The organism is Micromonospora sp. NPDC047793, assembly GCF_040642635.1.
Taxonomy (GTDB): Bacteria; Actinomycetota; Actinomycetes; order Mycobacteriales; family Micromonosporaceae; genus Micromonospora.
The window spans coordinates 102,050-126,323 of record NZ_JBEYSG010000002.1 but is presented as its reverse complement, the minus strand read 5'-3'; the positions used below and the strand labels follow the sequence as shown (position 1 = coordinate 126,323).

General features: G+C 71.2%; 20 protein-coding genes. 6 read left to right on the top strand and 14 right to left on the bottom strand.

The window, feature by feature from the left end; all coding sequences use genetic code 11:
- Window positions 1–116: 116 nt before the first annotated feature.
- The 4 genes from ABZ738_RS05200 to rarD all read left to right on the top strand — a co-directional run bounded on the left by ABZ738_RS05200 (window position 117) and on the right by rarD (window position 3,993).
- Complete coding sequence (locus ABZ738_RS05200) at window positions 117–1,991, top strand: type VII secretion protein EccE (RefSeq protein WP_357211135.1); 1,875 nt, start codon at window positions 117–119, stop codon at window positions 1,989–1,991.
- A 45-nt stretch (window positions 1,992–2,036) separates the two neighbouring features.
- Window positions 2,037–2,423, top strand: coding sequence for a phage holin family protein (locus ABZ738_RS05195; protein ID WP_131056987.1), 387 nt, complete (start codon window positions 2,037–2,039; stop codon window positions 2,421–2,423).
- A gap of 140 nt (window positions 2,424–2,563) precedes the next feature.
- A complete protein-coding gene (locus ABZ738_RS05190) occupies window positions 2,564–3,061 on the top strand; it encodes a GNAT family N-acetyltransferase (RefSeq protein WP_357211132.1) in 498 nt (165 codons plus the stop codon).
- The gene (gene rarD, locus ABZ738_RS05185) at window positions 3,058–3,993 is read left to right on the top strand and encodes an EamA family transporter RarD (protein WP_131056991.1); all 936 of its coding nucleotides are present in this window, start codon (window positions 3,058–3,060) and stop codon (window positions 3,991–3,993) included. The genes ABZ738_RS05190 and rarD overlap by 4 nt, the downstream gene beginning before the upstream one ends.
- An 18-nt stretch (window positions 3,994–4,011) precedes the next feature.
- On the opposite strand, the gene ABZ738_RS05180 is transcribed toward rarD, so the two are convergent.
- Both ABZ738_RS05180 and ABZ738_RS05175 read right to left on the bottom strand, forming a co-directional pair.
- On the bottom strand, window positions 4,012–4,707 hold the full coding sequence (locus ABZ738_RS05180; protein WP_131056992.1) for a zf-HC2 domain-containing protein: 696 nt from the start codon (window positions 4,705–4,707) through the stop codon (window positions 4,012–4,014).
- Window positions 4,704–5,198, bottom strand: coding sequence for a sigma-70 family RNA polymerase sigma factor (locus tag ABZ738_RS05175; RefSeq protein WP_233527450.1), 495 nt, complete (start codon window positions 5,196–5,198; stop codon window positions 4,704–4,706). The genes ABZ738_RS05180 and ABZ738_RS05175 overlap by 4 nt, the downstream gene beginning before the upstream one ends.
- 242 nt (window positions 5,199–5,440) lie before the next feature.
- Here ABZ738_RS05175 and ABZ738_RS05170 point away from each other — a divergent pair, with 242 nt between their 5' ends.
- The gene (locus ABZ738_RS05170) at window positions 5,441–7,564 is read left to right on the top strand and encodes a PhoX family phosphatase (protein ID WP_357211129.1); all 2,124 of its coding nucleotides are present in this window, start codon (window positions 5,441–5,443) and stop codon (window positions 7,562–7,564) included.
- A gap of 124 nt (window positions 7,565–7,688) precedes the next feature.
- On the opposite strand, the gene ABZ738_RS05165 is transcribed toward ABZ738_RS05170, so the two are convergent.
- Window positions 7,689–8,471: an IclR family transcriptional regulator C-terminal domain-containing protein gene (locus tag ABZ738_RS05165; protein ID WP_131056756.1), complete on the bottom strand. Its 783-nt coding sequence runs from the start codon at window positions 8,469–8,471 to the stop codon at window positions 7,689–7,691.
- 154 nt (window positions 8,472–8,625) lie between these two features.
- Between ABZ738_RS05165 and ABZ738_RS05160 the strand changes: the two genes are divergently transcribed.
- The gene (locus tag ABZ738_RS05160) at window positions 8,626–9,810 is read left to right on the top strand and encodes an MFS transporter (protein ID WP_131056754.1); all 1,185 of its coding nucleotides are present in this window, start codon (window positions 8,626–8,628) and stop codon (window positions 9,808–9,810) included.
- A gap of 53 nt (window positions 9,811–9,863) precedes the next feature.
- Here the strand turns inward: ABZ738_RS05160 and ABZ738_RS05155 are convergent, their stop codons facing one another.
- The 11 genes from ABZ738_RS05155 to nuoE form a co-directional block, all read right to left on the bottom strand.
- Window positions 9,864–10,928: a polyprenyl synthetase family protein gene (locus ABZ738_RS05155; RefSeq protein ID WP_254877018.1), complete on the bottom strand. Its 1,065-nt coding sequence runs from the start codon at window positions 10,926–10,928 to the stop codon at window positions 9,864–9,866.
- Between the two features lie 109 nt (window positions 10,929–11,037).
- Window positions 11,038–12,588, bottom strand: coding sequence for an NADH-quinone oxidoreductase subunit NuoN (gene nuoN / locus ABZ738_RS05150; RefSeq protein WP_131054359.1), 1,551 nt, complete (start codon window positions 12,586–12,588; stop codon window positions 11,038–11,040).
- 109 nt (window positions 12,589–12,697) lie between these two features.
- Complete coding sequence (locus ABZ738_RS05145; protein ID WP_131054360.1) at window positions 12,698–14,230, bottom strand: NADH-quinone oxidoreductase subunit M; 1,533 nt, start codon at window positions 14,228–14,230, stop codon at window positions 12,698–12,700.
- 79 nt (window positions 14,231–14,309) lie between these two features.
- Complete coding sequence (nuoL, locus tag ABZ738_RS05140; RefSeq protein WP_357211125.1) at window positions 14,310–16,268, bottom strand: NADH-quinone oxidoreductase subunit L; 1,959 nt, start codon at window positions 16,266–16,268, stop codon at window positions 14,310–14,312.
- Window positions 16,269–16,280: 12 nt separating this feature from the next.
- Window positions 16,281–16,598, bottom strand: a complete 318-nt coding sequence (gene nuoK, locus ABZ738_RS05135) for an NADH-quinone oxidoreductase subunit NuoK (RefSeq protein ID WP_013731028.1) — start codon at window positions 16,596–16,598, stop codon at window positions 16,281–16,283.
- Window positions 16,595–17,362, bottom strand: a complete 768-nt coding sequence (locus ABZ738_RS05130; protein WP_131054362.1) for an NADH-quinone oxidoreductase subunit J — start codon at window positions 17,360–17,362, stop codon at window positions 16,595–16,597. The genes nuoK and ABZ738_RS05130 overlap by 4 nt, the downstream gene beginning before the upstream one ends.
- Entirely contained in the window at window positions 17,359–18,000 is a 642-nt protein-coding gene (nuoI, locus tag ABZ738_RS05125; protein WP_131054363.1) for an NADH-quinone oxidoreductase subunit NuoI, read from the bottom strand. The genes ABZ738_RS05130 and nuoI overlap by 4 nt, the downstream gene beginning before the upstream one ends.
- Window position 18,001: 1 nt before the next feature.
- Window positions 18,002–19,354, bottom strand: a complete 1,353-nt coding sequence (nuoH, locus tag ABZ738_RS05120; RefSeq protein ID WP_176092345.1) for an NADH-quinone oxidoreductase subunit NuoH — start codon at window positions 19,352–19,354, stop codon at window positions 18,002–18,004.
- 61 nt (window positions 19,355–19,415) lie between these two features.
- Entirely contained in the window at window positions 19,416–21,911 is a 2,496-nt protein-coding gene (locus tag ABZ738_RS05115) for an NADH-quinone oxidoreductase subunit G (RefSeq protein WP_176092344.1), read from the bottom strand.
- Window positions 21,911–23,227, bottom strand: coding sequence for an NADH-quinone oxidoreductase subunit NuoF (nuoF, locus tag ABZ738_RS05110; RefSeq protein ID WP_131054077.1), 1,317 nt, complete (start codon window positions 23,225–23,227; stop codon window positions 21,911–21,913). Before nuoF ends, ABZ738_RS05115 begins: the two co-directional genes overlap by 1 nt.
- Window positions 23,224–24,270: an NADH-quinone oxidoreductase subunit NuoE gene (gene nuoE / locus ABZ738_RS05105; protein WP_131054078.1), complete on the bottom strand. Its 1,047-nt coding sequence runs from the start codon at window positions 24,268–24,270 to the stop codon at window positions 23,224–23,226. The genes nuoF and nuoE overlap by 4 nt, the downstream gene beginning before the upstream one ends.
- Window positions 24,271–24,274: the final 4 nt, after the last annotated feature.

The window sequence follows — 24,274 nt, the reverse complement described above, 5'->3', positions numbered from 1 at the left end:
GGGACGGGCCAACGAGAACTCGTCGCTGACAGTAGCGACACCATCGCGTTTCTGCTACCCCCGCTAGCTCCCCTGTGGACAACGCGGCAGCAGGCGGGCTACTACGATGGGCGTCGATGACGTCGCGGGGTGTGATCGACCGACGGGCCACAGCGCCGACCACCGGCACCCTCGCCCGCCGTGCCGCCGATGCCCGGTCCGGCACCGACGACGGTCACGACAGGCCACAGTGGAGTCCGCGCGTGCGGCGGCGGGCGTACCGACCGACGGTCAGACAGATCGTCACCACACAGGTCGCGGCGGCGATGCTCGTCGCCGCACCGGGTCTGGGCGCGCTGCCGACGACGACCGCCGTCCTGCTGGCCGGCGCCCTCCTGGTCGGCGCCTGGGGTCGGGCACGGCGACGGTGGCTGCACGAGTGGCTCCGGCTCGGGACGGGCTACCTGGTCCGCCGTCGCCGGGTGCGCCACCCGACGACCCTGCTCGACCTGGTCGACCCGGACGCCGTCGTCCGTCCCGTCGAGGTGGCCGGGTTCCCGGCCGCCGCCGTCGACGACCCGGACGGCCTGGTGGCCCTGCTCGACGTCGGCGACGCCGCCGACCTGCTCGGTGCGGGTGCCCGCCCGTTGCCGCCACCCGCCGCTCTGCTGCCGACCCGCACCGCCGACGTGCCGCCGGTCCGCGTGCAACTGCTGCTGACCGTCACGGCGGCACCGGCGGTCGTGGCCGGTGGTGGGCCGGTGTCCACCTCGTACCGGCAGTTGACCGGTGGGCGGCTGGCCGGCGGGGAGCGCGCCGTGCTGGCCGTCCGGGTGATGCGGGTGGCGGGCTGGCCCGAGGAGGCGCTCCGGCGGGCGCTCGCCGGCACCGTACGCCGGATGGTGCGGCGGCTGCGGCCGCTGCCCGTGCGTCCGCTCGGCACGCAGGCGACCCTGCGGATGCTCGCCGAACTCGCGCACCACGACGGCAGCACGCCCCGGGAGACCTGGCACGGCGTCCGGTGCGGCGGGCTGCTCCAGAGCACCTTCGCGCTGCGACACTGGCCGACGGAACCGGTGGGCCGGCTGGTGTCCCGGCTGTCCGCGCTGCCGGTGACCGCCACCACGGTGTCGCTGCACGCCGACACGGAGGCACCGGGCCGGACCGAGCTGACCGTACGCCTGAGCACGGCGACGCCGGCCGAACTCTCCGCCGCCTGCCGCGCACTGGAGCAGGTCGTGGCGACCGCCGGTGGGGTACTCCTCCGCAACGACGGCGCCCACCTGCACGGTTTCGTCAACACGCTCCCGCTCGCGCGGCCGGGTCGACCGGTCACGCGTCGCCGCACCCCGTCCACACCGCCCGGCGCGGACGGCCCGGAGGCGACGCTGCCGTACGGCTCGGCGGGGTTGATGCTGGGCACCAACCGGCACGGCGCACCCGTCACCGTCCGGCTGTTCCGGCCGGAGAGCACCCGGGTGATGCTCGTCGGCGGGCTGCCCACCGCCCAACTGCTCGCCGTGCGGGCGATGGCGCTCGGTGCCCGGGTGGTGGTCCAGACGACCCGGCCACACGCCTGGGAACCCTTCGCGCGCGGTGTCGGCGTACCCGGCCGGACGATCCCGCTGCTGCCCCCGGACCGTCCGGCGGAGGGTCCGGCCGCGACCCCGCTCGCCCCGGTGCTCGTGGTGCGGGACGCGCCGCCACCGCCGCCGGGCCCGCGTCCGGGTGCCGCCTGGCAGGCCACCCTGCTGGTACGCGAGGAGCTGACCCCGGCCGACGTGGACGGGCTGGCCCGCGCCGACCTGGTGGTGCTGTCGCCGTTGAGTCGGGCCGAGTCGGCGGTCGCGGGCGGCGCGCTGGGCCTCGGCGACGCCGCGCGGTGGTTGGCGCGCAGCCGGCCCGACATGGTGGCGGTGGTCAACCGGCGTGCCCTGCGCTGGGCGTTGCTGGCCGTCACGCCGATCGAGGCGCACCTCATCGGAGCACCTCTCCGACTCGGCCGGAGTTGATCTCGCGGGTTTCGCCGGTACGCCGGCCATGACACCATGCCGGCCATGGATTTTCTGAAAGGTCTCCTGATCCGGGTCGGCGCCACGGCGGTGGCCTTCTGGCTGGCCACTGTGATCATCCCCGGCATCTCCCTGAACACCGAGTCGCTCGGTGAGACGGTGTTGACGCTGGTCCTCGTCGCGGTCATCTTCGGCGTGGTGAACGGGGTGCTCCAGCCGATCATCAAGACCGTCGGGTGCGGCTTCTACCTGCTCACCCTCGGCCTGATCGCACTGGTGGTCAACGGTCTGCTGTTCCTGCTCACCGGCTGGATCGCCGACCAGGTGGGGCTGCCCTTCGACGTGGACGGCTTCTGGCCCGCCGCCGTGCTGGGTGCGCTCTTCGTCGGCATCGTCACCTGGATCCTCGGCGCCATCCTCGACCGCGACTGACCGCGACCGGGCGGCTCGACCTCGTCGGGCACCCGACCGACAGCTCGTCGGGCGGTCACCGTCGCCACCGACGGTGACCGCCCGACGGACGAAGGGTAAGTGGGCCGCGCCGCAGCGCCGGGCCAACTAGGGTCCCGGGAGTGTTCACCCGGACCCGTCCCGACGGCTACGCGCTCAGCACCTCGCCCGATCTCCTCGACCTGGACCTGGTGCACACCTGGCTCTCCACCGACGCGTACTGGGCGCTCGGGCGGGACCGCGCGACGGTGGCTGCGGCCTTCGCCGGCTCGCTCGGGTTCGGCGTGTACCGCCCGCCGGACGGCCGACAGGTCGCCGTCGCCCGGGTGATCACGGACCGGGCCACCTTCGCCTATCTCTGCGACGTCTACGTGGACCGGGCCGAACGCGGGCACGGGTTGGGCACCTGGCTGGCCGGCGGCGTCCGCGACCACCTCGGCGAGCTTGGCGTACGCCGGATCCTGCTGGCGACCAACGACGCGCACGGGGTGTACGCCAAGCTCGGCTTCACCGGGGTACGCGCCGACCGGTGGATGGAGTTCGACCGCCGTGAGTCGACCGTGACGCCGCTCACCAGCAAGGATCCACAGAGCGATCCGCCCCTTACGGTGAACCCGTGACACCGCTCCGCCTCGGATACCTCTACGGCCTGGTCGCGTACCTGCTGTGGGGGTTCTTCCCGCTGTACTTCAAGCTGCTGCGCCCGACCGGCCCGCTGGAGATCCTGGCCCACCGGGTCATCTGGTCGGTGGTGTTCGTCGCCCTGCTGCTCGCCGTGATGCGCAACATCGGGTTCCTGCGTGCCCTGCTGCGTCGGCCGCGCGCCCTGGCCGGGGTCGGTGCCGCCGCCGCCCTGATCGCGGTGAACTGGTTCACCTACATCTACGGCGTGAACTCCGACCGGGTGGTGGAGACCGCCCTCGGGTACTTCATCAACCCGCTGGTGGTGGTGCTGCTCGGCGTCCTGGTGCTGCGGGAGCGGCTGCGCCCGGCGCAGTGGGCCGCGCTCGGCGTCGGTGCGCTGGCGGTGGCCGTCCTCACCGTCGACTACGGCCGGTTGCCGTACCTCGCGCTGACGCTGGCCTTCACGTTCGGCGGGTACAGCCTGGTGAAGAAGCGGCTGGGGCTGCCCCCGGCAGAGGGCCTCTTCGTCGAGTCCGCCGTGCTGGCCGTGCCGGCGCTGGTGTTCCTCGGCTGGCTCGCGACCACCGGTGACGCCACGTTCGGCCGGGTCTCGGTCGGGCACGCGCTGCTGCTGGTGCTGGCCGGCGCGTTGACCGCCATCCCGCTGCTGCTCTTCGCGGGCGCCGCGAACCGGTTGCCGCTGACCGCACTGGGCATGCTCCAGTACGTCGCGCCGATCATCCAACTGGCCTGCGGTGTGCTGATCTTCCACGAGCCGATGCCGCCGGCCCGTCTGGTCGGCTTCGGACTGGTCTGGCTCGCACTGATCGTCTTCACCGCCGACGCGCTCCGCAACGCCCGGCGCAACCGTCGCTCGCGCCCGGACAGCGAGGTCGGCGCAGCGGCAGCGGTACCCGCCCCGCGCTGACCGGCGTGACCTCCTGCCTCAGCGGACGTCGTAGGCCAGGACGGGGGTGCCGTCGGCGCGGATCAGCTCCAGCCGGACCAGTTCGGCGTTGGTGAACCGGGTCGCACCGGTGATCCGCAGGTCGTCGCCGGGCGCGGCACGCCACGAGCCGATCTGTTCCTGCGCACCGTCCGGGCCGTACGCCACCAGCCGGAAGGCGTGTGCCTTGCCGTAGCCGGTGTGCTCGTCGTACCCGCAGTGCATGGTCACCTCGGTACCCCAGTCGGTGTGCCGCAGGCCGATCTCGGCGTGCACCGGCGCCGAGCCGGTCACCGGCTCCATCGCGACCAGACGCACCTGCGCCAGCGGTGGCCGGCCCGGCTGCTCGCTCGGCAGCATCGTCGCCACGCCGAAGCCGACCAGCAGGGCGAACGCCGCCGCCGCGAGGCCGGTGACCGCGTACCGCAGCCGGTTGGCCTGCCGCTCCCGACGCCGGCGGTCCCGCGCGGCGTTGAGCAGCTCGGGCACCCGGGGGTTCTCCGGCGGCGGCAGGAACTGCTCCAGGCTCGACGGGTCCAGCCGACCGAGCAGGCCGGGGAGCACGGCGATCTCGGAAACCGACTGTTGGCAGTCGGGGCAGCCGACGAGGTGACGTTCGTACGCGGCCCGGTCGGCGGGTGAGAGGGCACCCAGCACGTACGCGCCGTCGTCGAAGGCGTAGTCGCAACGGCTCATCCGGTCACCCCCATCTCCGCCAGCACCAACCGTAGTGAGCGCAGCGCGTAGTGGGTGCGGGACTTCACGGTGCCCGGTGGCACGCCGAGCCGGGAGGCGGCCTCGGACACCGAGCGGCCCTGGTAGAAACACTCGACGAGGACGTCCCGGTGGGACGGGCTGAGCCGGTTGAGCGCCTCCGCCACGGTCCACGCCTCCACGGCGCGTTCCGTCTCGTCGACGACCTCGCTGGGTTCGGGCAGTTCGTCGGTGTAGACCTCGCCGACCCGGGTCGACCGTCGCCGCCAGGCGTCGATGGCGAGGTTGCGCGCGGTGGTGAACAGCCAGGCGCGGACCGAGCCGCGCCGGGGGTCCAGTGACTCCGGGTGCCGCCAGGCCCGCAGGAGCGTCTCCTGCACCAGGTCCTCGGCGCGCTGCCGGTCGCCGTTGACCAGCCGCAACGCGTGCGCGTACAGCGCCTCGGCATGCTCGTCGTGCAGGGCGCGCAGCAGGTGGGCGTCGTGGTCGCTGATGGTCCTCTCCTCGCTCTCGACCGAGCGGGCGCGGCGTTACGACCAGGGATACGTGCGGTCACGCTGATCGGTTCACCACCTGCGCGACCTGGGATTCCCGACGGGGAGTTCATCGCTGGTTCATATCGACGCCGACCACCGCTCACCACGCCCTCCTAGCGTCCGGCGGGTACCCGTCGGTGAGCGGCACCGGCGTGCGTGACCCTCAGGAGGCTCCTCCCATGAGCGACCGTCCCCGGCTGCTCCCGCTGCTGGGCACTCCCCGCCACGGCAGCCGCGACGCCATGACCTGTCTCTACCGCTGCGGCAACGCCTGCGACCACCCGGTGCCCAACACCTCCGACAACGCCTACTTCGGCGACCTGGTCGACGCCGAGGTCTCCCGCCGTGGACTGGTCCGCGCCGGGGCGGTCGGCGCGCTGGTGCTCGGCTTCGGCGGCGGCGCCGGTGCGCTGGCCGATGGTGGCGCCGCCGCCGCGACGCCGGGTTCCCCGGTGGTACCCGAGGCCACCACCTTCAGCGCCGGCGGCCGGGGTGTCGGCAGCGGTGAGCTGAGCTTCTCGCCGATCCCGCCGAACACGCTGGACACCTTCGTGGTGCCGAACGGCTACGACCACGCCGTCGTCATCCGCTGGGGCGACCCGGTGCTGCCCGGCGCGCCCGCCTTCGACCTGCGTCGGCAGACCGCCGCCGCACAGGCCCGCCAGTTCGGGTACAACAACGACTACGTCGGTGTGCTGCCGCTGGACAAGGGCGGTCGGCGGGCACTGCTCGTGGTCAACCACGAGTACACCAACGAGGACCTGATGTTCCCCGGCTTCACCAGCCTCGACGCGCTCACCGTCGAGCAGGTGAAGGTGTCGATGGCGGCACACGGCATGTCGGTGGTGGAGATCGAGCGGGTCGGCGGCACCGGCCAGTGGCGCGCGGTCACCTCGGGCCGCCGCCCGTACAACCGGCGCGTCGACGCGTTGAGCAGCACCTTCGAGCTGACCGGTCCGGCCGCCGGCTCCGCGTTCGTGAAGACCGCCGCCGACCCCAGGGGGCGTACGGTCGTCGGCACGCTGAACAACTGCGCGGGCGGGGTGACCCCGTGGGGCACGGTGCTCTCCGGTGAGGAGAACTTCAACCAGTACTTCGTCGGCGGTGACGCCGCCCCGGCAGCGGACAAGCCCCGGCTGGCCCGGTACGGCATCAACACCACCACCCGCCACCCCAGCGGCAACCGCAAGTGGGACCGTGCCGCCGACCGCTTCGACCTGGCCAGACACCCGAACGAGGCGAACCGGCACGGCTGGATCGTGGAGATCGACCCGTACGACCCGACCAGTCGCCCCCGCAAGCACACCGCGCTGGGGCGCTTCAAGCACGAGGGCGCGAACGTCATCGTGGCCCGCAACGGACGCGTGGTCGCGTACATGGGCGACGACGAGCGCTTCGACTACCTGTACAAGTTCGTCTCGGACCGTACGTTCATGAAGGGCAACTCCTGGGTCGCCCGCAAGCACAACCTGACGCTGCTGGAGTCCGGCACGCTCTACGTCGCCCGGCTCGACCAGACCAGCGCCGACGAGATCGACGGATCCGGACGGCTGCCCTCGGACGGTGCGTTCGACGGCAAGGGCCGCTGGATCAAGCTGGTCAGCGGCAACCGCTCCTTCGTGGACGGGATGACCGCCGCCGAGGTGCTCACCTTCACCCGCTTCGCCGGTGACAAGGTCGGCGCGACCAAGATGGACCGGCCCGAGGACGTCGAGCCGAGCCTGCTCACCGGCAAGGTCTACGTGGCGTTGACCAACAACACCAACCGGGGTGTCGGCAGCAACCCCGGGCCGGACGAGGCCAACCCGCGCAGCACCAACCGGCACGGACAGATCCTGGAACTGGTCGAGCACCGGGGCGACAACACCGCCGAGACGTTCACCTGGTCACTGCCGATCGTCTGCGGTGACCCGGCGGACCCGTCGACCTACTTCTCCGGGTACGACAAGACGAAGGTGTCGCCGATCTCCTGCCCGGACAACGTGGCCTTCGACGCCACCGGCAACCTCTGGATCTCCACCGACGGCAACGCTCTGGGCAGCAACGACGGCCTCTTCGCCACACCGACCGAAGGGCCGGAGCGGGGCCACCTCAAGCAGTTCCTCACCGTGCCGCGCGGTGCGGAGACCTGCGGGCCGTTCATCACCGGCGACAACCGCTCGCTCTTCGTCGCCGTGCAGCACCCCGGCGAGGTCACCGGTGCCTCGGTCGACAACCCGGCCTCCACCTGGCCGGACGGCGACTACGCCAAACCGGGCGTGGTGGTGACCTGGCGGCTGGACGGCGGGCCGGTCGGTAGCTGACCCCGCCCCGGCTCCGCGCCGGCCGCTTCCCGACGGCCCTCTTCCCACCAGGAAGGGGGCCGTCTCGCCGGGTCGGCTCCGGCGGCCCACCCCGTACCGGTCCGGGCGGACCGGTCGGCTCCGGTCAGGTCTCGGTGGCCAGGCACTCGGCGATCGCGCGGGCGGTGGTGATCAGCTTCGTCCGGACCACCCGGGCGGAGGTCATCATCTCGCTGGCCGGCAGCGCACACGCCAGCACCGTACGCCGTTCCATGTCCTTGTCCGGGGTGACCAGGACGGCCGCGCAGGCCACCCCCTGCCGGAACTGACCCAGTTCGAGCTGCATCCCGCGCCGCTCGCCCGCCGCCAGGTCGGCCTCGAACGCCTCCGGGGTGGTCAGGGTGGCGCTGGTGAACGGCCGCATGCCGTACTCCCGCAGGTAGCGGTGCCGCTGCTCGGCGGTGAGCGTGGCGAGCAGGGCCTTGCCGAGCGCGGTCGCGTGCGCGCCCTCGTCGAACCCGGGCACGAGGTCCTCCAGGTACGGCGAGCGGTTCCCCTCCGCGACGGCGGTGACGGCGACCTGACCGCCCACGAAGCGGCCGAGGTAGTGGCTCCATCCGGTCTCGATGGCCGCGCGACGCAGGTTCTCCCCCACCGCGGGCGAGCCCCGGAACGCGGCGACCAGTTCGCGGTAGCGGTCGGCCACCTCCAGCCCCACGATGTACGTGCCGTCCTCGCGGCGGATCACGTACCCCTCGTACGCGAGTGTGCGGACCAGGTGGTAGGTCGTGGCAACGGTCAGCTCGCACCGCCGGGCGATCTGTTTCACCGTCAGCCCGCGCGGGGCACGACCGACCGACTCGAGCACTCGAAGTGCGCGGGAGACACTTCGGATCAGGTCCGAAGGTTCCGCCAGGGGGTCACGCACAACCACCTCCGCCACCGGGGACTTACACCATATGAAAAAGGAGCCCCGCGCGAAACGCCTGATCGGGTGGAGGATCACCGTTCGTCGGATACCCGATGTGACGCTGACCGCACTTTCCGTTGCCGGAATGCGGCAGGCGTAGGTTGGCCCCACCATGACCCACACCGCCCCGTCCCGTGCTGCGGAGACCACCACCCGGCCCGTCCGGGCCGCCTCCACCGCCGTGGCCGTCACCATCGCCTGCGTCCTACCCGTCTTCCTGGTCGGCGGGCTCGCCGTGCAGATGCGCGAGGAGTTGGGCTTCAACCCGGCCGGTCTGGGCATCGCCGTGGCGATCTACTTCGGCGTCGGTGCGCTCGCCTCGGTCCCCTCCGGTGCGCTGGTGGAACGCTGGGGCGGTGGCGTCGTCGCCCGCACGGGCATCCTGATCTCCGCCGGCTCGCTGCTCGCCGTGGCCGTGCTGGCCCGCTCGTACCCGATGCTGCTCGTCCTGCTCGCCGTGGCCGGCACCGCGAACGCGCTGGGCCAACTCTCCAGCAACCTGCTGCTGGCCCGGCACGTACCGGCGCGACGACAGGGCCTGTCGTTCGGCGTCAAACAGGCGGCCATCCCGGTCTCCACCCTGCTGGCCGGCGCGGCCGTACCCACACTCGCGCTCACCGTCGGCTGGCGGTGGGCGTTCGTGGCCGCCGCCGGTGCCGCATTGGCCACGCTGCCGCTCGTCCCGTCACACGGACCGCAACCCGTCCATCGGTCGAACCGCCCCGCCGGGAACGCGACCGTGGGTCTGGTCGTGGTCGGCGTGGCCGCGACGCTCGCGGCAAGCGCGGCGGGCGCGCTGGGCACCTTCCTGGTCGACGCCTCCGTGGACCGGGGTCACGGACCCGCCCTCGCCGGACTCGTGCTGACCCTCGGCAGCGCGGTCTGCGTCGTCGCGCGGATCGGGATCGGTTGGCTCGCCGACCGCCGCGACGGCGGGCACGTCACCGTGATCGCCGGCCTGCTGGCGGTCGGGGCGGTGGGGCTCGGCCTGCTCGCGGTGGCCGGCTCCGGGGCGCTCGTCGCCGGTGTCCTGCTCGGTTTCGGCCTGGGCTGGTCCTGGCCCGGACTGATGAACTTCGCCGTGGTCCGGCTGCACCCGCAGGCACCGGCCGCCGCCACCTCCATCACCCAGACCGGGGTGTACGCGGGCGGCTGCCTCGGCCCGCTGGCCCTCGGGTCGCTCGCCACCGCCGCCGGTTACCCGGTGATGTGGCTCACCGCAGCCGCCGCCATGCTCACCGCGGCCGCGCTCATGCTCACCGCCACCCGGCTGCTGTCCCGGCCCGCGTCAGCCTGACCGCACACCCGGTCGAGGGCGTCGGTCCTCGGCGGGACACTGCGAAGAGGTGATCAGCCGGTGCGGTCGGCGATGTGGTCGCAGAGCGACTCCAGGGCGCGACGCGCCGGCACGTCCGGCAGCGGCGCGAGCCGGGCCCGGGCGTCCTCGGCGTAACTGCGGACCGTCTCCCGGGCCCGCTTGAGCGCGGGGCTCTCCCGCAGCAGGCCGAGCGCCTCGGCGTGCAGGGCGTCGTCGGTCAGCGGGCCGGTGGCCAGGATCTCCCGCAGCCGCACCGAGGCGGCGTCCGCGTCGTCGGAGGCGAGGGCGTAGAGCACCGGCAGCGTCGGCACACCCTCCCGCAGGTCGGTGCCGGGCGTCTTGCCGGACTCCTCCGACTCGCTGGCGATGTCCAGCAGGTCGTCGGAGAGCTGGAAGGCGACACCGATGGTCTCGCCGTACCCGGCCAGCGCCGACACGTGCTCCGGGGTGGTGCCGCTGAACAGCGCGCCGAAGTGGGCACTGGTGGCGATCAGCGAACCGGTCTTCTCGGCGATCACGTCCAGGTAGTGCCGCACCGGGTCGGCGTCCGCCCGGGGGCCGACCGTCTCGGCGATCTGGCCGTGGACCAGGCGGGCGAAGGTGCGCGCCTGGAGGCGTACCGCCTCGGGGCCCAGATCGGCGGCGACGTCCGCGGCCCGCGCGAAGAGGTAGTCACCCACCAGGATGGCGACCGAGTTGGTCCAACGGGAGTTGGCGCTCGGCGCTCCCCGACGCACCGCGGCCTCGTCCATCACGTCGTCGTGGTAGAGCGTCGCCAGGTGGGTCAACTCCACCACCACGGCGGCCGAGACGACCTCCGGCCGAGCCGGGTCGCCGAACTGTGCGCCCAGGGCCACCAGAAGCGGCCGGAAGCGCTTCCCGCCCGCCTCCACCAGGTGTCGGGCGGCCTCGGTCACGAACGGGTCGGCGCTGGCCACGCTGGCCCGCAGCTCCACCTCGATGGCGTCGAGCAGCCCCAGCACGGATGCCTCGGTGTGCGGGTCGGCGAGATGCAGACCGAGCGGGCCGAACTGGCCCGCGTGCCGGCTGCGGCGGCCACCGGAGCCGGTGCCACCTGAACGCTCGCCACCCCTAATCACCACTCCTCCACCATGCCACACGGGCTCTACCTGCAGCGGACCGGGGAGGCGCGGCGAGGGCCGGTCCACAAGAGTGGACCGGCCCCCGAAACGGAAGGTGACGCCGCTACCGGATGAAGTCCGCAGCGCCGGTGGCCAGGTCGAGCAGCGGCGCCGGAGCGACGCCGAGAACCAGGGTCGCGAGTACGCCGATCACCAGCGCCGCCGAGGTCATCGCGCCCGGCACCGTGACGGTCGGGGTCGAGTCGCCCGGCTCGGAGAGCCACATCATCACCACGACCCGCAGGTACGGGAAGGCCAGCACCATGCTGGTCAGCACACCGGCGATCACCAGCCACACCTGACCGCCGTCGAGAGCCGGAGCGAAGACGGCGAACTTGCTGGTGAAGCCGCTGGTCAGCGGGATACCCGCGAAGGCCAGCAGGATGAAGGTGAACACCGACGCGTACCCCGGCGAGCGGCGGCCCAGCCCGGCCCAGCGGGACAGGTGGGTGGCCTCCCCGTCGGCGTCCCGGACCAGGGTCACCACGGCGAACGCGGCCAGCACGGTGAAGCCGTACGCGACCAGGTAGAACATCGTGCCGGAGAGCCCGTCACGCCCTGGGGAGAGCACACCGACCAGCAGATAGCCGGCGTTGGCGATGGAGGAGTACGCCAGCAGCCGCTTGATGTCGGTCTGGGTGACCGCGAGCACGGCGCCGACCAGCATGGTGAGCACCGCCACCGTGCCGAGCACCGGCGTGAAGTCCCACCGTGCGCCCTCGAACGCGACGTGGAACACCCGCAGCAGGGCGCCGAACGCGGCGACCTTCGTGCAGGCCGCCATGAAGCCGGTCACCGGAGTGGGCGCCCCCTGGTAGACGTCGGGCGTCCAGACGTGGAACGGCGCGGCGGCGGCCTTGAACAGCAGGCCGATGGCGACCAGGGCCATACCGGCGAAGAGCAGCACCGGGCTGGCCGTCGAGTTGGCCACGGCGGCGTTGAGGGTGGCGAAGTCCACGCCCGCCTGACGGTCGCCCAGACCGGCGCTGAAGCCGTAGAGCAGCGCCAGACCGAACAGGAAGAACGCCGAGGCGTACGCGCCGAGCAGGAAGTACTTCATCGCCGCTTCCTGGCTCAGGATCCGCCGACGACGAGCCAGCGCGCAGAGCAGGTAGAGCGGCAGCGAGAAGACCTCGAGCGCGATGAACATGGTCAGCAGGTCGTTCGCCGCCACGAAGATCAGCATGCCGCCGATGGCGAACGTGGTCAGCGGGTAGACCTCACCGGCACCACCGGCCTTGGCCGCCTGCCGCCGGTCGTCCGGCGAGTCGGCGGTGATCGCGGCCTGGGCCACGAACGCCCCGCCCCGCTCCACCGCCCGGTCGCCCATCAGCAGCAGCGCCACACCGGCCAGGGCCAGGATCGCGCCCTGGAGGAACAGCGTGGGGCCGTCGATCGCGATCACCCCGATGGTGATCACCCGCTTGTCGGAGTTGAACACCACCATGGTCAGCGCGGCGAGCACCGCCACCAGGGCCAGCGGAAGCTGCACGGGGTGCCGCAGCCGACGCGGCACGAAGGCCTCGACCAACACCCCCAGCACCGCCGCGCCCAGCATGATCAGGATCGGCGCGAGTGCCGCGTAGTCGATCGGCGGCAGTACGAACTCGTTCACCGAGTCAACCTTTCGTTCGCGACTGCGCTGTCTTGTGCCCGCGACTGCGGGGCTCGCTTCGCTCTCTCCTCGCGCGGGCGGCTAGGGCTCGCGAGCTCACTCCTCGCGCTCACCGGCTGGCCTCCTGGACGTTGCCTGCCGTCGGGGCCGGGTCGGTCCGGCCGACGTCCTCCATGGTCGCCTGAACCGCAGGGTTGATCACGTCGGTGACCGGCTTCGGGTAGAAGCCGAGCAGCACGATCAGCGCGATCAGCGGGGCGACCACGACCTTCTCGCGCAGATTGAGGTCGCGCTTCATCGCGTCGATCTGGGTCAGCGCCGGATTGAGCGTGCCCTGCGTGGTCCGCTGCACCATCCACAGCACGTACGCCGCCGCCAGGATGATGCCCAGCGTGGCGATCACCGCGACCGGCTTGTTCACCGTGAAGGTGCCGATCAGCACCAGGAACTCGGAGACGAACGGCGCGGTGCCGGGCAGCGCCAGCGAGGCGAGACCGGCGAAGAACAGCACCCCGGCCAGCACCGGCACCAGCTTGCCGGCACCACCGAAGTCGCTGATGAGCGCCGAACCCCGGCGCGCGACCAGCATGCCGACCACCAGGAAGAGCAGGCCGGTGGCGAGGCCGTGGTTCACCATGTAGAGCACCGCACCGGTACCGGCCTGGGTGGTGAAGGCGAACAGACCCACGCCGATGAAGCCGAAGTGCGCGATCGACGTGTACGACACCAGTCGCTTGAGGTCGTTCTGCCCCACCGCCAGCAGAGCGGCGTAGATGATGCCGATCACCGCGAGGCCCAGCGCCCACGGCGCGAACCACTGGGCGGCGTCCGGGAACAGCGGCAGGCAGTACCGGATGATGCCGAAGGTGCCGACCTTGTCCAGCACGCCGACCAGCAGCGCGGCGGCACCGGCCGGGGCCGCGCCACCGGCGTCCGGCAGCCAGGTGTGGAACGGGAAGAACGGCGCCTTGATCGCGAACGCGACAAAGAACCCGAGGAACAGCCAGCGTTCCGCACCGGTGGAGATGTCCACCTGCGACAGCGCCACCCAGTCGAAGGTCTTGCCGCCGACCACCCAGAGGCCGATCACGGCGGCCAGCATGAACAGACCGCCGACCAGCGAGTAGAGGAAGAACTTGACCGCCGCGTACTGCCTCTGGTGGCCGCCGTAGCTGCCGATCAGGAAGTACATCGGCACCAGCATGACCTCGAAGAACACATAGAACAGGAAGACGTCGGCGGCGGCGAAGACACCGAGCATCGTGCATTCGAGGACGAGCAGCAGCGCGAAGTAGACCGGCACCGAGCGCTTCGAGGACTCGGCGTCGTGCCAGGAGGCCAGGATCACCAGCGGCACCAGCACCGCGATCAGCATCAGCATGACCAGCGCGATGCCGTCGGCGGCGAACGTGAAGTTCACGCCCCAGTTCGGGATCCACGGGTACGACTCACGGAACTGGAACCGGTCGCCGTCGACCTGCCAGGTCACCCACATGACCACGGACAGCGCCAGCACCAGCAGCGACCAGCCGAGAGCGACCTGCTTGGCCAGCGTCGGCCGGCTGCGCGGCAGGAGGGCGACCACCACTGCGCCGACCAGCGGCGCCACGGTGAGCACCGAGAGGAACGGGAAGTCGGACATTATGCGGCCTTACCTCCGTCGTCGATGCGCGGTCCGCCGGCGACGGCCGCCTGCGAGACCGTCGGCCTCTTGAGGTCGATCACGCGAACCACCCCGCCTGCACGGCAAGGAACGCGCCCACGATCAGCAGCGCCCCGGCGAGGATCGAGGTGGCGTACGACCGGACGAAGCCGGTCTGCAGCCGCCGCAGTCGACCCGAGCCACCGCCGACACCGGCTGCCAGCCCGTTGACCAGCCCGTCGATGCCCCGGTTGTCCAGGTAGACGAGCGCCCGGGTGAGGAAGATGCCGGGCTTCTCGAAGACCGCCTCGTTCACCGCGTCGGTGTAGAGGTTCTTGCGGGCGGCGGTGACCAGCACCCCGGCCGGCTGCGGCTCGTTGGCCGTGCCGTTGCGGAACAGGAACCAGGCCAGCGCGGCACCGAGCACGGTGACGCCCAGCGACAGCACCACGATCGCCCAGTGCGGCAGCACCGCGTCGTGGTGCGCCTCGGCCGCGCCGAGACCGGCGGTGGCGGTCAGCCAGTCCGGTACGGAGGTGGCCAGCAGCCAACCCGCGCCGATCGAGCCGATGCCGAGCAGGATCAGCGGGATGGTCATCAGCGGCGGGGACTCGTGCGGGTGCTCGATGTCCGTGGTCCAGCGCTTGGGCCCGTGGAAGGTCAGCACGAACAGCCGAGTCATGTAGAACGCGGTCAGCGCGGCACCGAGCACCGCGGCCCCGCCGAACAGCCAGGCCGTCCAGCCGTCCCGCTCGAAGGCGGCGGCGATGATCGGCTCCTTCGAGAAGTAGCCGGAGAACGGGACCATGCCGATGATCGCCAGCCAGCCCGCACCGAAGGTGATCCAGGTGATCTTCATGTACTTCGACAGACCGCCGAAGCGGCGGATGTCCACCTGGTCCTTCATGCCGTGCATGACCGAGCCGGCACCAAGGAACATGTTGGCCTTGAAGAAGCCGTGCGCCAGCAGGTGCACGATGGCCAGCGCGTACGCGGCGCCGCCCAGGCCGACACCGAGGAACATGTAGCCGATCTGGCTCACCGTCGACCAGGCCAGCACCCGCTTGATGTCGTCCTTGGCGCAGCCGATGATCGCGCCGATCAGCAGCGTCAGCGCACCGACGCTGACCACCACCAACTGCAGCGTCGCGTTGGCCGAGAAGATGATGTTGGACCGGGCGATCAGGTAGACACCGGCGGTGACCATCGTCGCGGCGTGGATGAGCGCCGACACCGGGGTCGGACCCTCCATGGCGTCCGGCAACCACGCCTGGAGCGGGAACTGACCGGACTTGCCGGCCGCGCCGAGCAGCAGGAGGATGCCGAGCACCAGCACGGTGCTGCCGGCCAGTGCGCCGACCCCGTTGAACACCTCGTCGTACTGGGTGGTGCCCAGGGTGGCGAACATGATGAAGATGGCGATGGCCAGACCGGCGTCGCCGACCCGGTTCATCAGGAACGCCTTCTTGCCGGCGGTGGCCGCGGCCGGCTTGGTGTTCCAGAAGGAGATCAGCAGGTACGACGCCAGACCGACGCCCTCCCAGCCGAAGTAGAGCATCACGTAGTTGTTGCCGAGGACCAGCAGCAGCATGGCCGCGACGAACAGGTTGAAGTAGGCGAAGAACCGCCGACGACCCGGGTCGTGCGCCATGTACTCGACCGCGTACAGGTGGATCAGGAAGCCCACGCCGGTGATCAGCAGGACGAAGACCCCGGCCAGCGGATCGAAGAGCAGTCCGAAGTCGACGTTGAGGTTGCCGACCGCGATGAAGTCCCAGAGGCTGAGCTCGACGGACTTGTTCTCCAACCCGCGCAGGTTGAAGAAGTAGGTCAGACCGAGCAGGAAGGCGGCACCGACGGCGGCCACGCCGAGCCAGTGCCCCCACCGGTCGGCGCGCCGGCCGAGCAGCAGCAGGACCATCGCGCTGACCAGCGGGATCGCCACCAGCAGCCAGACGCTGCTCAGCAGCCCGTCGGCCGTCGCGTACGAGACGGTCTCGGCCGGAGCAGCCTGGGCGTACGTCACAATTTCGTCCACCGGTGGGCCCCTCTAGTACTTCAACAGGTTGGCGTCGTCGACGCTGGCGGAGCGCCGGGTGCGGAAGATCGCCATGATGATGGCCAACCCGACCACGACCTCGGCCGCCGCCACCACCATCACGAAGAACGCCATGATCTGGCCGTTCAGGTCACCGTTCATCCGGCTGAAGGTGACCAGCGCCAGGTTGGCCGCGTTGAGCATCAGCTCGACGCACATGAACAGCACGATCGCGTTGCGCCGGACCAGCACCCCGGCCGCGCCGATGGTGAACAGCACCGCGGCGAGGACGAGGTAGTAGTTCGGTTCGACGGAGAAGAAGTCACTCACTTCTCAGTGCCCTTCAGGGTGGTCTCCTCGGCGGCCAGCTCACGCACCGGAAGGATGTCGGGCGTGCTCCGGTCGCTCAGTCGGCCGTCCGGCAGGCGCGCCGGAGTGGCCACCGACGAGGAGGTGGCGAAGACACCCGGGCCGGGCTTCGGACCGGGGTAGTTGCCGGGCGCGAAGCGGGCCTTCATGGTGGCCACCTGGTCGCGCTTGTCCTCCTTGCGCCGCTCGATGTGCGCCAGGATCATGCCGCCGATGGTGGCGGTGATCAGCAGCGCTGCGGTCAGCTCGAAGGCGAAGATGTAGTCGGTGAAGAGCAACCGGGCGATGCCCTGCACGTTGCCGCCAGCGTTGGCCTCCTCCAGACCCACCGCCACGGTGTCCTGGGTGGCCCGGTAGACCCCGCTGCCGAGCAGCGCGGCGAAGCCGACGCCCAGCCCGATCGCCGCGATCCGCTGACCCCGCAGCACCTCGATCAGTGAGTCCGAGGCGTCCCGCCCGACCAGCATCAGCACGAACAGGAAGAGCATCATGATCGCGCCGGTGTAGACGATGATCTGCACCATGCCGATGAACGGCCCGGCCTGGAGCACATAGAACACGCCCAGGCTGAGCATGGTCAGCACCAGCCAGAGCGCCGAGTGCACCGCGTTGCGGGCCGCGACCATGCCGATCGCGCCGGCCAGCGCCAGCGGGGCGAGGATCCAGAAGGCCACCGACTCACCGCCGGAGACCGCACCCGCGGCGAGCACCGTCGAGGTGGTCATGCCGTCTCTCCCTTGTCCGCCGCAGCCCGCTGGGCGGCCTGCTCGGCACCGGGGAAGGTGACGCCCGGGTGCTCGTCGACCTGGTAGTGCCCCGGCCCCATCGGCGAGCGCTCGGCGCCGGCCGAGGTGCCCGGGTTGGTCAGGCTGCCGATGTAGTAGTCCTTCTCGCTGTCGCCCAGACGCATCGGGTGCGGCGGCTGCTCCATCCCCGGCAGCAGCGGCGCGAGCAGCTGCTCCTTGGTGAAGATCAGGTCCTGCCGGTTGTCCCGGGCCAGCTCGTACTCGTTGCTCATGGTCAACGAGCGGGTCGGGCACGCCTCGATGCAGAGCCCGCAGAAGATGCAGCGGGCGTAGTTGATCTGGTAGTTGCTGGCGTACCGCTCACCCGGCGAGAAACGCTGCTCGTCGGTGTTGTCGCCACCCTCGACGAAGATCGCGTCCGCCGGGCAGGCCCAGGCGCACAGCTCACAGCCGATGCACTTCTCCAGGCCGTCCGGGTGCCGGTTGAGGATGTGCCGGCCGTGGTAGCGCGGCGCCGGCTTCGGCGGGGTGAAGGGGTAGTCGGTGGTGACGACCTTCTTGAACATGTGCGAGAAGGTGACCCCGAAGCCCTTGAACGTTCCGGTGATCGCGCCCACGTCACACCTCCTCAGAGTCCTGGCCGGCGGGAACGTTGGCCGGCTCCCGCTCGGCGACCATGCGCCGGGTACGCGGGCTCGGGGGTACCTGCAGATCCATTGGCGGCAGCGGGAAGCTGCCCTGCGGCCGGTTCTCGACCTGCTCGGCGACGGTCGGCTTCGACTGCGGCTTACGGCTCGGCCAGAACATCGCGGCGAGCAGCACGATCCCGGCCGGGATACCGATGGCCCACAGGCGACCCGTGGTGTCCCAGTCGCCGATGGTGCGGTACCAGCCCAGGACCACGATCCAGACCAGGCTGACCGGGATCAGCACCTTCCAGCCGAGGCGCATGAGCTGGTCGTAGCGGAGCCGGGGCAGCGTGCCCCGCAGCCAGACGAAGACGAACACCAGCAGGATGACCTTGCCGAAGAACCAGAGCAGCGGCCACCAACCGGAGTTGGCACCCGACCAGAGGCTGATCGGCCACGGCGCGTACCAGCCGCCCAGGAAGAGGGTGACGGTGAAGGCCGACATGGTCACCATCGCCACGTACTCGCTGAGCATGATCAGCGCGAACTTCAGCGAGCTGTACTCGGTCATGAAGCCCGCCACCAGCTCCGACTCCGCCTCCGGCAGGTCGAACGGCGGCCGGTTCGTCTCACCGACGATGGAGATGAAGAAGACGATGAAGCTCGGGAACAGCAGCAGCGCGTACCAGCCGGGCGCCCAGACGTCGACGCCGAAGAGGTTCACCTGCGTGCCGGTGCCCTGTGCGGCCACGATCTCCGAGGTGGACATCGTGCCGGCGAGCATGAACACCGCCACGATGGACAGCCCCAGCGACACCTCGTACGAGATGAGCTGGGCGGTGGACCGCAGACCACCGAGCAGCGGGTAGGTCGAGCCGGAGGCCCAGCCCGCCAGCACGATGCCGTAGACCGCCAACGACGAGAAGGCGAGCACCACCAGCACCGCCACCGGCACGTCGGTGACCTGCAACGGCGTCTGGTGGCCGAAGATGCTGACCATCGGGCCGAAGGGGATCACCGACAGCGCGGTCACCGCGCAGATCACCGAGATGGCCGGCGCGAAGAAGTAGATGACCTTGTCTGCCGACTTGGGGAGGATGTCCTCCTTGAAGGCCATCTTCAGGCCGTCGGCGAGCGTCTGCAGCAGACCGAAGGGGCCGAGCTGGTTCGGGCCCGGCCGGACCGCCATCCGCCCCACCACTCGCCGCTCGAACCAGACGCCCAGCAGCGTGCCGAGCAGGGCGACGACGAAGGCAAAGACGATCTTGCCAAGCACCAGCCACCACGGGTCGTGACCGAAGTCGGTCAGCGACGGCGCCTGGGCGAGGAGCGAGTGACTCACTGGGCCCACCTTTCGTTCCCGACTGCGGGGCTCACTCGCTCCGCTCGTTCACTCCTCGCACTCACTGGTGACCCCCGGAGGAGTTGAGCAGCGGGCCCGAACGACCCGCCGCGTCGGCGGCGACCGGCTCGGCCGTACCGGGTGCGGAGACCCGGACCACCGAACCGGAGGTCGCGCCCAGGCTGCGCCGTACCGTCGCGCCGGGCGAGTTGGTGGGCAGCCAGACCACGCCGTCCGGCATCTCGGTGATGGCCGCCGGCAGGGTCAGCGCCCCACGGTCGGTACCCACCGTCACCGGGTCACCGTCGGCGATGCCGAGCGCCTCCGCGCTGCCCTTGCCCAGCCGGACCACCGGCGGGCGGGCGGTGCCGCCCAGGTGCTCGTCACCGTCGATGAGGCTGCCCAGGTCGAGCAGTTGGTGCCAGGTCGCCAGGACCGCCTCGCCGGGCGCGAGGTCCCGGACGGTGCCCGGCGCGACACTCGGGGCCGCCGGACGACCCACCCGGGTCGTCGGCAGGCTGCCCAGCTCGCGGCGCACGGAGAGCACGTCTCCGGTGCCCAGCCGCACGTCCAGCTGGGCGGCGAGCGCGTCGAGCACCCGGCCGTCGGTCATCGCGGCGGTGGTCAGGACCGCGTCGAACGGACGCAGCCGGCCCTCCCAGTCCAGGAAGCTGCCGGCCTTCTCGACCACCGGGGCGACCGGCAGGACGACGTTCGCCCGTCGGGTCACCGCGCTGGCCCGCAGCTCCAGGCTGACCAGGAACGGCACCGCGTCGAGGGCCTGCTCGGCCAGGCGCGGGTCGGCCAGGTCGGCCGGGTCGACGCCGGCCACCACCAGTGCGCCGAGGCGGCCCTCGGCGGCGGCGGCGAGGATGCCGTCGGTGTCCCGGCCGGCCTGGCTCGGGATCACTCCGGCCGGGATGTCCCACGCCTCGCCCAGCTCGGCGCGCGCGGTCGGCTCGGTGACGATCCGCCCACCGGGCAGCAGGTTGGGCAGGCAGCCGGTGTCGACGGCGCCCCGGTCCCCGGCGCGTCGCGGCACCCAGGCCAGCTTCGCACCGGTACGCGCGGCCACCTCGGCGGCGGCGGAGAGCCCGCCGGGCACCGAGGCCAGTCGCTCACCGACGATCAGGATCGCACCCGGGGCGCTCAGCGCCTCGGCGACCGTGGCGTGCTCGGCGAGCACCCCGGCCTCCTCACCCGGCACCACCCGGGCCAGCTTGGCACCGAGCTTCTCCAGGCCGCGGGTGGCGAACGGCGCGATCGCGTACACCTTGAGCTTGTTCTTGAGGTACGCCTTGCGCATCCGCAGGAAGAGGATCGGGCACTCCTCCTCCGGCTCCAGGCCGACCAGCACCACGGCGGGAGCGTTCTCGACGTCGGTGTAGGTGACGTCGGTGCTGCCCGCGACGTTGCTGGCCAGGAAGTCGGCCTCCTCGCGGGAGGCCGGGCGGGCCCGGAAGTCGATGTCGTTGGTGTGCAGCGCGATCCGGGCGAACTTCGCGTACGCGTAGGCGTCCTCGACGGTCAGCCGACCGCCGGTGAGCACCGCCGAGCCCTGACCGCCGTCCCGGGCCGCACGCAGCCCCTCGGCGGCGACGCTGAGCGCCTCGCTCCAGGACGCCTCACGCAGCTCACCGGTGCGCTCGTCGCGGACCAGTGGAGTGGTCAACCGGTCGGTGGCACGGGCGTACTGGAAGCCCCACCGGCCCTTGTCGCAGTTCCACTCCTCGTTGACCTGCGGGTCGTCGCCGGCCAGCCGCCGCATCACCTTGCCCCGACGCCAGTCGGTGCGCTGGGCGCAACCGGCCGAGCAGTGCTCGCAGACGCTCGGGCTGGAGACCAGGTCGAACGGGCGGGCGCGGAAACGGTACTGGGTGCCGGTCAGCGCGCCGACCGGGCAGATCTGCACGGTGTTGCCGGAGAAGTACGAGTTGAACGGCACGTCACCTGCGTCGCCCTCCTCGCCGTACTCCTCGTCCCGGTAGATGTTGATCTCCTCGGCGGACGAACGGTTCATCAGGTCGATGAACTTGTCGCCGGCGATCTCCTCGGAGAACCGGGTGCAGCGCTGGCAGAGCACGCAGCGTTCGCGGTCGAGCAGCACCTGGGTGCTGATCGGCAGCGGCTTCGGGTACTCCCGCTTGTGCTCGTGGAACCGCGAGTCGGTGCGGCCCGTCGACATCGCCTGGTTCTGCAGCGGGCACTCGCCGCCCTTGTCACACATCGGGCAGTCGAGGGGGTGGTTGACCAGGAGCAGCTCCATGATCCCCTCCTGCGCCTTCTTGGCGACCGGAGAGCTGAGCTGGGTGCGGACGACCATGCCCTCGGCCACCGTCTGCGTGCAGGAGGCGACCGGCTTGCGCTGCCCCTCCACCTCGACGAGGCACTGGCGGCAGGCACCGGCCGGTGCCAGCAGCGGGTGGTCGCAGAAGCGGGGGATCTCCGTGCCGATCTGCTCGGCGACGCGGATCAGCAGCGCCCCCTTCGGGGCGGTGACCTCGACGCCGTCGATGGTCAGCGTGACCGTCTCGGTCGACTTGGCAACGTCCGTCATTAGTGGGCTCCCACCAACTGCTTGTCGGACAACTTCGGAGCGGTCCGTCCCTCGATGTAGTCGAGGTAGTCCTGCTTGAAGTACTTCAGGGACGACGTCACCGAGCTGGTGGCACCGTCACCCAGGCCGCAGAACGAGCGGCCCAGGATGTTGTCGCAGGTGTCGAGCAGGGTGTCCAGGTCGTCGTGGGTGCCCTGACCGGCCAGGATGCGCCGGTAGACCCGGACCATCCAGTAGTTGCCCTCCCGGCACGGGGTGCACTTGCCGCACGACTCGTGGTGATAGAACTCCAGCCAGCGGTAGGTCGCGTAGACCGGGCAGTCCTGGTCCGAGAAGATCTGCGTGGCCGTGGTGCCGAGGATCGATCCGGCGCCGGCCACCCCCTCGAAGTCCAGCGGCACGTCCAGGTGCTCGGCGGTGAGCAGCGGCGTGGACGAACCACCCGGGGTCCAGAACTTGAGGTTGTGCCCGGGCTGCATGCCACCGGCCAGCTCCAGCAGCTCGCGCAGGGTGATGCCCATCGAGCACTCGTACTGACCCGGGTTGGCGATCCGGCCGGAGAGCGAATAGATCATCGGTCCGGAGGACTTCTCCGTGCCCATGGTCTTCCACCACTCGGCGCCGCCCAGCACGATGTACGGCACGCTGGAGATGGTGCCGACGTTGTTGACCACCGTGGGGCTGGCGTACAGGCCGTGGGTCGCCGGGAACGGCGGGCGCAGCCGGGGCTGGCCCCGGAAGCCCTCCAGCGAGTCCAGCAGCGCCGTCTCCTCGCCGCAGATGTACGCACCGGCGCCCGAGTGCACCACCAGGTCCAGGTCGAAACCGGACCCGAGGATGTCGCGCCCGAGGTAGCCCTTGGCGTACGCCTCGTTCACCGCGTTGCGCAGCCGGCGTGCCGCGTGCACGGCCTCGCCCCGGATGTAGATGTAGGCCCGGCTGGCCCGGATCGCGTACGACGCGATGATCACGCCCTCGACCAGCGAGTGCGGGTCGTGCGTCATCAGCGGCAGGTCCTTGCAGGTGCCCGGCTCGCCCTCGTCGGCGTTGACCACGAGGTAGTGCGGCTTGCCGTCGCCCTGCGGGATGAAGCCCCACTTGAGGCCGGTCGGGAAGCCCGCGCCGCCACGACCGCGCAGCCCGGAGTCCTTGATGAGCTGGATCAGGTCGTCCGGGTGCGCCTTGAGCGACTTGCGCAGTGCGGCGTACCCGTCGAGCTTCTCGTAGGTGCCGATCCGCCAGGCGTCCGGCGACAGCCAGCGCTTGGTGAGGACCGGCGTCAGCTTGGCCAGGATCTCCGGCCGAGGCGTGGTCACTTCTGAGCCCCCTTGTCGTTCGCGGAGCCCTGGCCACCGCCGGACGACTCCGCCTCGCTGAGGTTGCGCTCCTGAGCCTCGGCGTCGTCGCCGGCAGGCTTGCCGTCACCGGCGGGTGGGTTGGCCGCCGCACCGGCGGCCTCCGCCGCGCGGGCGTCGCTCGACGCCGGAGGCGACCCGTCGACCGGCACCTTCGTGCCGGGGGCGTCCGGCACCGCCGTCTGGGCGTCCGGCTGCCGGGTCTCGGCGGTACGCACCTGCGGCGACTTGCGGTCCGGCGCGGGTACGTCGGGCGCCGTGGTGCCGGTCGGCGCGGCCTTGGCCGGGGTGGCCGGGGCCGGCTTGTCACCGGCCTTGCCGCTGCGGATCGGGGTGTTCGGGTCGAAGCCCGGCACCGAGATGCCGTGCTGCTCGGCCAGGCGCAGGCCACGCAGGCTCGGCTCGCCCGGTACGCCGTCGGCGACCGCGCCCTCACGCTCGTCGGCGAAGCCGGCGAGCTGCACCGCCATCTCCTTGAGCGTGCAGAGGCGGGCGCCCCGGCTCGGCGTGGGCCGCCCTCCGGCGCGCAGCTCGTCGACCAGACCGACCGCGCTCTGCGGGTCGACGCCGTCGAAGAAGTCGTAGTTGACCGTCATCACCGGGCCGTAGTCGCAGGCGGCCAGGCACTCGGCGTGTTCGAGGGTGATCGTGCCGTCCTCGGTGGTCTCGTCGTGCCCGACACCCAGGTGCTCGGTGAGGGCGTCGTAGACCTCCTGCCCGCCGAGGACGTTGCACATGGTGTTGGTGCAGACGCTGACCAGCCAGTCACCGGTGGGGCGGCGCTTGTACATGGTGTAGAAGCTCGCCACGGCGCCGACCTGGGCCTTGTTCAGGCCGAGCACCTCGGCGCAGAACGCCACTCCGGCCGGGGAGACGTAACCCTCCTCGGACTGCACCAGGTGCAGCAGGGGTAGCAGGGCCGAACGGGACCGGTCGGCCGGGTAACGGGCGATGATCTCCCGCGCCCGAGCCCGCGTCGCATCAGTGAAAACAGTCGTGGTCATCAGC